The organism is uncultured Thermosynechococcus sp., from assembly GCF_937958135.1.
In the GTDB taxonomy this organism is placed as follows: domain Bacteria; phylum Cyanobacteriota; class Cyanobacteriia; order Thermosynechococcales; family Thermosynechococcaceae; genus Thermosynechococcus.
The window spans coordinates 26721-35369 of record NZ_CALGOG010000060.1 but is presented as its reverse complement, the minus strand read 5'-3'; the positions used below and the strand labels follow the sequence as shown (position 1 = coordinate 35369).

Here is an 8649-nt window from a genome sequence, read left to right as displayed (position 1 = left end):
GCCAAAGCTCTCCTCTATGCCATTAACGGCGGCCGGGATGAAATCTCAGGTGAGCAAGTGGCGCCCATGTTTGCGCCGATTACCGCTGACACGCTGAAGTGGGAGGAAGTGCTGCCGCGCTTTGAGCAAGTGATGGCGTGGTTGGCGAAGGTATATGTGAATACCCTCAACGTCATCCACTACATGCACGATAAGTATTGCTACGAGCGGCTAGAAATGGCACTCCACGATCGCGATGTCTTCCGCACAATGGCCTGTGGGGTGGCGGGTCTGTCGGTGGTGGCGGATGCCCTCTCGGCCATCAAGTACGCCGAGGTGAAAGTGATTCGCAATGCCGAGGGACTGGCGGTGGACTACGAGATCAAGGGTGATTTCCCCAAATATGGCAACAACGACGATCGCGTGGATAGCCTTGCGGTATGGGTGGTGGAAACCTTCATGAATGAAATCCGCAAACACAAAACCTACCGCAACGCTGTGCCCACCCAATCCATCCTCACGATTACCTCTAACGTGGTCTATGGCAAGAAAACGGGGAATACCCCCGATGGGCGCAAAGCGGGTCAGCCGTTTGCTCCGGGAGCTAACCCCATGCATGGTCGGGACACGAAAGGGGCGATCGCCTCACTGGCCTCGGTGGCCAAGCTGCCCTATGTCCATGCCCAAGATGGCATCTCCAACACGTTCTCCATCGTGCCCAGTGCCCTTGGCAAGACGCGGGAAGATCAAATCAGCAACTTGGTGAATCTGCTGGACGGGTACATCCACGATCAGGGCTTCCACATCAACGTCAACGTGTTAAACCGTGAAATGTTGTTGGATGCCATGGATCACCCTGAACTGTACCCGCAACTCACCATCCGTGTCTCCGGTTATGCGGTAAACTTCATTAAACTCACCCGCGAACAACAGTTGGATGTGATTAACCGCACGTTCCATGAACGCTTTTAGGCTCACTACGCCTAAATGAACGTCGCGTCCTCTACCTCGGTTGCTCTGGCGATCGGGGTAGATTTTTATGGTGGTAACGTATGGTGCTCGAGTGCATTGGTAACACTGCTTAATCTTCCCTTTTTCTATGATCACGCCGAGGGCGATCGCGCCTGTTTGCTTCTCCATGGCTTGGGGGGCGGCACGTATGAACTGCAACCTCTGGCACAGGTTCTCCACAAAGCGGGCTGGACTGTTGAGGGCATCCTCTATCCGGGGCACGATCGCCGCCGCGCCCCCATGCCTGCCTCGACTTGGCAGCAGTGGTATGAGGCCGTTGTCACCGCTTTTCAGGCCCTGCGAGACCGCTACCCTAGGGTGGCGGTGATTGGCTTTTCCACAGGGGGAACCCTAGCTCTGCATCTGGCCTGTCACTTTGCCGTTGATGCCTTGGTGCTTCTTGCCCCATTTTTGCGGATCTATCGGCCTTGGTTTTGTCCCGTTGCTCCAGAGAAGCTTGTGCAGTCCCTTGGGCGGTGGATTCCTTGGTTGCCGCGGCGGCACCTGCCGATTCGCGATCGCGCCCTGCGCCAAGCGGCGGAAGCGGCCTGTTTTTTCAAAAGTTTTAACCTCCAAGCCGTGCGCAGTGCCCTCGACCTCATTGCCCAAGTGGAACAGGAATTGCCGAGGATCACCATCCCCACACTCATTCTCCAAAGCCGTGGTGACACCGTCGTGGCTCCCCAAGGCGCCCAAATCATCTACGACCAACTGGGCGGCTCCCAAAAGGAATTGCACTGGCTTAAGGATTCAGATCATTTGCTACCCCTAGATGTGGAGCGGGAGCAGGTATTCGCCAAGGTGGTCGCCTTTTTGGGAAGATAGTTGCAGTTGGTTACTTGCCTTGCCATGGAAACATTGGATCTACGGGGAACACCCTGTCCTTTGAACTTTGTGCGCACAAAACTGCGCCTGCAACAGTTGCCCCCCCAGCAGCCCCTTGAGGTGTGGTTGGATGCGGGAGAACCCATTGAGCAGGTGCCGGATAGTTTGCGGATGGCGGGCTACGATGTCCTTGGGATTGAGCCGCGACAGGACTATTTTGCCCTTCAGGTGCAGCGTCCCGCATGAGTGATCTGGTGGGCTTGGTGCGAGCCGTTCAGGCCAATTACTACCGTGTCCGCCTGCGGGAACCCGTCAATGGCATTGAGGAGCTACTGTGTGTGCGTCGCGCCCGCCTAAAAAAGATGGGGCAACAGGTGTGCGTGGGGGATTGGGTTGTCATGAGCCATCCCGACTGGCAAGGACAGCGGGGAGCGATCGCCGAGATTTTGCCTCGCCGCAATCAATTGCACCGACCGGCGATCGCCAATGTGGATCAAATCCTGCTCTTATTTGCCTTGGCTGATCCCCCTGCCGATGTGCATCAAATCACCCGATTTCTCTTGACCGCCGAGGGACTGAAGGTTGAGATCCACGTGGTTTTCACCAAAGCGGATTTAGTGTCGCCGCAGGTGCAACAGCAGTGGCGCGATCGCCTGCAGCAATGGGGCTACAGTTGTGATGTTATTTGCCTCACTGCGGGGAACAGTTGGCAGTGCCTACAACCGCGTCTGGCCCACAAAATCACTGTTGTCTGTGGCCCGTCGGGCGTAGGCAAAAGTAGCCTGATCCGCCAGCTTCTCCCTTGGGAGGCAATTCGGGTGGGCGCGGTCTCCGATCACTGGCACCGCGGGCGGCACACCACTCGCCATGTGGAACTGTTTCCCCTGCCAGAGGGGGGCTGGATTGCCGATACGCCGGGCTTTAATCAGCCCGAACTACCCCCAGACCCTCAGCAACTGGCGGCAGCTTTTCCAGAGATTCGCCAACGCCTCAGCAAGGGTCAGTGCCTCTTTGATAACTGTCGCCACGATCAGGAGCCGGGCTGCTGTGTACGCGGTGATTGGGAACGCTATCCCCTCTACCTTGAGTATTTGCATGAGCTAGAAGCAACGGCCAGTTCAGAGCCATCCCTAGGAAATACGCCCCGCGTCAAGGCCAAGAGTGACAGCCAAGGTCAGCAGCGCCTTGAACCCCTTTTAGATCCGAAAAAATATCGCCGCCGATCGCGCCGACAGCAACATCAGCATCTTCATCCCATGGCTGAAGAAGTCCTCGATAGCGAACTGTGATGACCATGCCTCCTGTGTTCACCTTACTTCTGTTGAGTCTAACGGGTCTTGCCCTCCTGATCTGGCTAGTCCTGCTGCTCTTTTGGGGACAGTTTTGGCGCCTAGATCAACGACTCCAAGGAGGAGACCTCAGGGATTGGCCAACGGTTGTTGCCGTGGTTCCGGCCCGCAACGAAGCAGCCGTCATTGGTGCCAGTGTGCGATCGCTCCTAGAACAGGACTACCCAGGAACTCTGCACCTGATTGTGGTGGACGATCAAAGCGCGGATGGCACAGAGGAGATTGCCCGCCAAACGGCTCTGGAACTGGGGAAGGGCGATCGCCTGACGGTGCTGCAAGGTGCCCCCCTCCCTAGGGGTTGGTCTGGCAAGCTCTGGGCACTGTCCCAAGGCATTGAGGCAGCCCGTGCCTTTGCCCCCGATTACTTGCTCCTCACCGATGCCGACATTGCCCATGATCGCCAAAATTTGCGCCAATTGGTCGCCCACGCCCGTCAGCAACAGTGCGCCCTTGTCTCCCTGATGGTGAAACTGCGCTGCCAAAGTGTCTGGGAAAAATTACTCATTCCTGCCTTTGTCTTCTTCTTTGCCAAGCTTTATCCATTCCGCTGGGTCAACGATCCGCAGCGCTCCACGGCTGCCGCTGCCGGCGGTTGTATTTTGATCGATCCTGTGGCGCTGGATAAGATTGGTGGCATGGCCTGTATTCGCGATGCCCTGATTGACGATTGTGCTTTGGCCACCGCTGTGAAGCAAGCGGGCTACCGCATTTGGTTGGGGCTAACACCGACCACCGTGAGTCTGCGAGCCTACAATACCCTCGGCAGTATTTGGCAGATGGTGGCGCGCACCGCCTATACGCAGTTGTCCTATTCCCCCCTCTGGCTGGCGGGAACCGTGATTGGCATGACAGTGGTGTATTTGTGGCCTCCCCTTGCCCTTGGTATTGGTCTCATTAGTCAATCGCTGCCTTTGGCCGCCATGGGGGGACTCACCTGGGGGGGGATGGCGATCGCCTACAGGCCAACGGTTCGTTTCTATGGCCTCAATAGCACTTGGGCACTCACACTACCCGTGATTGCCTTCCTCTATACGCTAATGACACTGGATTCGGCTCGTCGCCACTGGCAAGGTCAAGGGGGTGCTTGGAAAGGACGGGTTTATCCGCATAAGTCATAGATGGATAGATGGGGCGATAGGCCATGACAATGAGCGGGTCACGGGGGTCAAGCGCCTGAAAGGCCGTGGGAGGAGGGGTGAGCAGCACTTCTTGAGTGTGGCAGTGACCCCCCACCAGGAGCACTGGATTGTCGGAATGACCGCTGCTGGACTCACTGACCCCAGCACTAACGGCAGGAAATGAGAGGCCATAGAGGGTTAGTGCCTTGGCTCAATCTTGGCTCAATAAAGTAGAACTCAAGAACTCATTGATCTGGTCAGAGTGGGTCAGCAGTTGACCGGGGTGCCTCCTCGCTCCAAAGAAAAGCAACAATCAACAGCACCAGAATCGCGATCGCCCCTAGGGTAAGGAAGCGTTGAAGCCGCTCGTGGATTGGCTAGCTAGGGAAACATCCCGTCTATTCTGAGATTCCCTGAGTGCCCCTCTCCCCCTTGTAGAGTCTCCCAGATTCCAGTATCCTGACTGCTATACAGCCCCTTGGAATAGGCTGGCACAGCCTGAAAACAGCCACAACTGCCTGATGACGGAATTACATTCCCCCCACAGGTTAATACCACTGACAGAGGAGCAATCTATTTAGCATCATGGAAACAACATCGGCAGTAAAGGAGCAGTCTCTTGAATCAGCCTGACGACCGACGATGCCAACCAAGACTGTATATCTGGGGTTACCCCTAGAAGCATAGCTGCAATGTCTGCCGCTGCCTTAGAAATTTTATTTGTGCTGCTGCTGATCATCGCCAATGGCATTTTTGCTGGTGCTGAAATCGCAGTGGTCTCTGCTCGCAAAGTCCGCCTCGAACAACTGGCAAAACGGGGTAAACGCAAAGCCAGAGCGGCACTGAAATTAGCCAACTCTCCCAATAGTTTTCTCTCCACTATTCAAATTGGAATTACCCTCATTGGTATTCTGAGTGGGGCAGTGGGGGGAGCAACCTTGGCGCAGCGCTTACAGGCAGTTCTCAGTTCTGTACCTTGGCTAGGGCAGTACAGTCAGCCCCTCAGTATTGCCCTGGTGGTGACGGGTATCACTTATCTTTCCCTTGTGATTGGCGAACTAGTCCCAAAGCGCATTGCCATGACGTATCCGGAGGCGATCGCCTGCAACATTGCCAAACCGATGACATGGCTGACGAGATTAGCAGCCCCGGTTGTGCATTTACTCAGTGTTTCCACAGATACCATCCTGCAACTCCTGGGGATTGCTCCCAGCGCAGAACAAACCGTCACGGAGGATGAAATTAAAGTTTTGATTGAGCAGGGGGCACGGGCAGGTCTCTTTGAGGTGGCCGAGCAGGACATGGTGGCGCGCATCTTTAACTTGGGCGATCGCCCGATTCAGTCTATCATGACCCCCCGTACCGATATTGTCTGGCTAGATATTGAATCTCCCCTTGAGGAAATTGAAGCGGAGATTCTGGCCAGTTCCCACTCCCGCTTTCCCGTGGCTGAAGAAACGATTGATCACTGCTTGGGGATTATTTCCGCCAAGGACTTTTTAGCTGCCCGCTTAACGCAGCAACCCATTGATCTCCGCCAGCTTTTACAACCAGCGCTGTTTGTCCCTGAAGGTCTACCGGCCCTCGATGTCCTTGAACTCTTTCGCCAATCGAGTCAGCACATGGCTCTAATTACCGACGAGTATGGAGGAATTGAAGGGCTGGTGACCCTCAACGATCTCACAGAAGCAATTATTGGCACGTTGCCCCATGAGGAAGGGGAAGAACCACAAATCATTCAGCGGGAGGATGGGTCTTGGCTATTGGATGGTCTGCTGTCCACCTATGAACTCAAGGAGTTGCTGCGGCGGGAAACCTTGCCCGAGGAGGACACGGCAAACTACCACACCCTTGGCGGTCTAATCATTACCCTTTTTGGCCGCATTCCCCAGTCGGGAGATTACATTGAAACCGATGGACTGCGCTTTGAAGTGGTGGATATGGATGGCAATCGTGTCGATAAAGTACTCGTGACCGAACTGGTGAGCTATGATACCCTCGCCGATGAGGGCAACCCAAAGGACAAGGATTGACAAAAACCAGAATTAACGACGGCGAAAACCGACTATCGTGCGTTGTAGCGATCGCCAGCGCTGTTGTCGCAGTTGATTTAGAGCGCGCTTCAAGGGAGCCAAGGGAGGCTGCTCACCCCCATAGCGCCAAGCCACGTAGGCCTGTGTCAAGGTTTCCATGGCGCGTTGACTAACCGCATCCAGACGGCCACAGGTTTGCAGCGATCGCGCGTATTCCCAAGGAGTTTGATTGGATCGCTTGGGTAAGCCTTGCTGTGCCAGACCGTCGAGCATTTGCACATAGAGGCGGGCAATCGGCGGCAGTTTTTGCAACCGTTGACGGTATTGCCACGTATGGAGAGCGTACCATAGGCCCCAAACAACAATGATGCCGCCAAAGAGAATTAAAATTCCTTGGACAATGCCCCCTAGTCCTTGACTAAACAGATCAAAGAATTTTTGCAGGGCAGTTTCCAGCGTCGCAAAGAGGGTACCCAAGAACCCCGTCACGGGTGTGGGCAACCAAGCGGTCACCCACTGCCAAAACTGCTGCAGGACGCTAAAGGTTTGATCCACCTCTAGGGTTGCTGGATAGAGATCGTGCCCCGGAATCGGATCAAAGAGAAACCAGCCCAAATTGGGGAAGTAGGCCTCTGCGAGGGCATAGGCATCGGTGTTGCGAACCACATATAAACCCGTAAAAGGGTTAAATTCTCCCGTTCCGAGTCCCGTGACCAGGCGGGTGGGAATGCCAATACTGCGCAACAGCAGCGTCAATGCACTAGAAAAGTGATCGGGATAGCCCCCGCGCCATTCAAAAAGAAAGGCCTCGACCAAATCTTGATCTTTGCCCAATTCAGGAATATCGGTTTTTAGGGCATAGGACTGCTTCAGAGCTTGGGTAAGGTAAAGAGCTTGCTCATAGGGTTCGGGAATCGGGCGATCGGCCTTGGCAAGGAGGTCTTGGGCTAACGCCTGCAGGCGCGGCTTTAGGTCAGGGGGCACGTCAAGGTAGCGCTGATAGCCCAGGGAATGGTTGATTTTGGGGGCTTTACGCAACAGGGAGCGATCGCGCACGGGCACTTGGGAAATCACCGAATAGGTTAACCCCTGCGGCAACGGTACAGGCGCGCGCAACCCCCCATCGGGATCGCGGGCAATTTCACGGGTTGGGAAATAGAGTTCGCGGGGTTCGTAGAGGTGGGGAATCAGGTTACTAAACTCAGAAACAATCGTGTAGGTCTGAATCACTTCCCGTGTGGTCAGTTGGGAGAGTTGTTGCTGCAGCAACAAATAGCGAAAACTCCAAGGGGAGCGCCGCAGCACTTCTGCCTCATCGTTGCGACTAATCCGCCAGCCGCGCCCTGTATATTGATCAAAGGCAAGGACACGCCAGAAGCCGGGGGCTTGGGAGCGCACCCGCATGAGTTCCCGCGGCACCATTGGCAAGCCAAAGGTCTGATCTATTTCGCTGTTAAAACCGTAATAAAAATTACTGTCAAAAGTTTCAGAAGGGCGATCGCTGCCCCTGTCTGCAAATGTTTGATTGGCCAGCTCCTCACCCCTACCCCCACGGCTACGGCCACTGACATAGCCGGGATTGATCACGCGAGCTTGGTCAAACTCCCCTTCCACCTGAATGTCGGCACTAACGGGCAGAGTGCGAATTTGATAGCCGGGGAAGCGCGGCAGCAGCAGAAAGACCAGCATCCCCAAGCCGAGAATCAGGGCAAAAAGTCCAACCCATTGCCGCCAGGGCAAGCGCAGCGATTTCAGGGGAGTGGAGAGCAGGCCGAGGCGCGAGCGGTAGTCGAGAACAAGTACAGGTAGGGCGATCGCCAGAAAGATCAAAAGAAACAGCCCAAAGGTCATGGTTTGGCTGAGGGTGGCGGCCACACTGATTAAAATGAGGGCAATCACCATCGAGTAGCCCAAGTCCTTGCGGCGAGGCAAGTCAAAGCTATGGAGCACTTGCAGTTGAATTAAGAGTTCCGTCAGCAGAATTCGCGAATCTTGGTTGAGCGTTGCCAGTCGTCCTAAAAAGATGGCCAATGCCATCAACATGCCAGTGGCGATCACTAGCTTCGCCACAACATTTCTTTGCCGCCGCGCCCACCAACTCCAAGCAAACCCGACCATGGAGAGGGGAACTGCCCAGAAACTATTGGCAGTCTCTGCTGCAACATCCGTGGCCACCAAGCCAACAATTACCATGCCCAAGACGCCGAGCCGCAGCAGCAGCGAGTCTTCGACGTTTTTGGCGGCAGCCAGCATCGGAGAATTGGCAATTGGTTGCAACCAAGACTGAAACATTGGAGGACAGCGGCAAACAGTGCCCTGATCCTATCAAATCTC

7 protein-coding genes are annotated in these 8649 nt (G+C 55.3%); 6 read left to right on the top strand and 1 reads right to left on the bottom strand.

From position 1 onward, the window contains the following. The 6 genes from Q0711_RS07565 to Q0711_RS07540 form a co-directional block, all read left to right on the top strand. Window positions 1-951: pyruvate formate lyase family protein (locus Q0711_RS07565; RefSeq protein WP_299042185.1), on the top strand; the 951-nt coding region annotated here is incomplete at its 5' end. A gap of 15 nt (window positions 952-966) precedes the next feature. Next, the gene (locus Q0711_RS07560; protein WP_298614835.1) at window positions 967-1815 is read left to right on the top strand and encodes an alpha/beta fold hydrolase; all 849 of its coding nucleotides are present in this window, start codon (window positions 967-969) and stop codon (window positions 1813-1815) included. Between the two features lie 24 nt (window positions 1816-1839). After that, window positions 1840-2061 carry a sulfurtransferase TusA family protein gene (locus tag Q0711_RS07555; protein WP_149817527.1) on the top strand — a complete coding sequence of 74 codons (222 nt, stop codon included), beginning with the start codon at window positions 1840-1842 and terminating at the stop codon, window positions 2059-2061. Next, entirely contained in the window at window positions 2058-3104 is a 1047-nt protein-coding gene (gene rsgA, locus Q0711_RS07550; RefSeq protein ID WP_298975652.1) for a small ribosomal subunit biogenesis GTPase RsgA, read from the top strand. Before Q0711_RS07555 ends, rsgA begins: the two co-directional genes overlap by 4 nt. After that, on the top strand, window positions 3104-4282 hold the full coding sequence (locus Q0711_RS07545) for a glycosyltransferase (protein WP_298617212.1): 1179 nt from the start codon (window positions 3104-3106) through the stop codon (window positions 4280-4282). The genes rsgA and Q0711_RS07545 overlap by 1 nt, the downstream gene beginning before the upstream one ends. A gap of 692 nt (window positions 4283-4974) precedes the next feature. Next, entirely contained in the window at window positions 4975-6315 is a 1341-nt protein-coding gene (locus Q0711_RS07540) for a hemolysin family protein (protein WP_298613312.1), read from the top strand. Window positions 6316-6327: 12 nt separating this feature from the next. On the opposite strand, the gene Q0711_RS07535 is transcribed toward Q0711_RS07540, so the two are convergent. Then, a complete protein-coding gene (locus Q0711_RS07535) occupies window positions 6328-8607 on the bottom strand; it encodes a DUF3488 and DUF4129 domain-containing transglutaminase family protein (protein ID WP_298613315.1) in 2280 nt (759 codons plus the stop codon). Between the last annotated feature and the right edge of the window lie 42 nt (window positions 8608-8649).

Bases quoted from the DNA above. Each gene is read 5' to 3' on its own strand.
- Q0711_RS07560 (WP_298614835.1), top strand. From the start codon at position 967: ATGAACGTCGCGTCCTCTACCTCGGTTGCTCTGGCGATCGGGGTAGAT.
- Q0711_RS07555 (WP_149817527.1), top strand. From the start codon at position 1,840: ATGGAAACATTGGATCTACGGGGAACACCCTGTCCTTTGAACTTTGTG.
- rsgA (WP_298975652.1), top strand. From the start codon at position 2,058: ATGAGTGATCTGGTGGGCTTGGTGCGAGCCGTTCAGGCCAATTACTAC.
- Q0711_RS07545 (WP_298617212.1), top strand. From the start codon at position 3,104: ATGACCATGCCTCCTGTGTTCACCTTACTTCTGTTGAGTCTAACGGGT.
- Q0711_RS07540 (WP_298613312.1), top strand. From the start codon at position 4,975: ATGTCTGCCGCTGCCTTAGAAATTTTATTTGTGCTGCTGCTGATCATC.
- Q0711_RS07535 (WP_298613315.1), bottom strand. From the start codon at position 8,607: ATGTTTCAGTCTTGGTTGCAACCAATTGCCAATTCTCCGATGCTGGCT.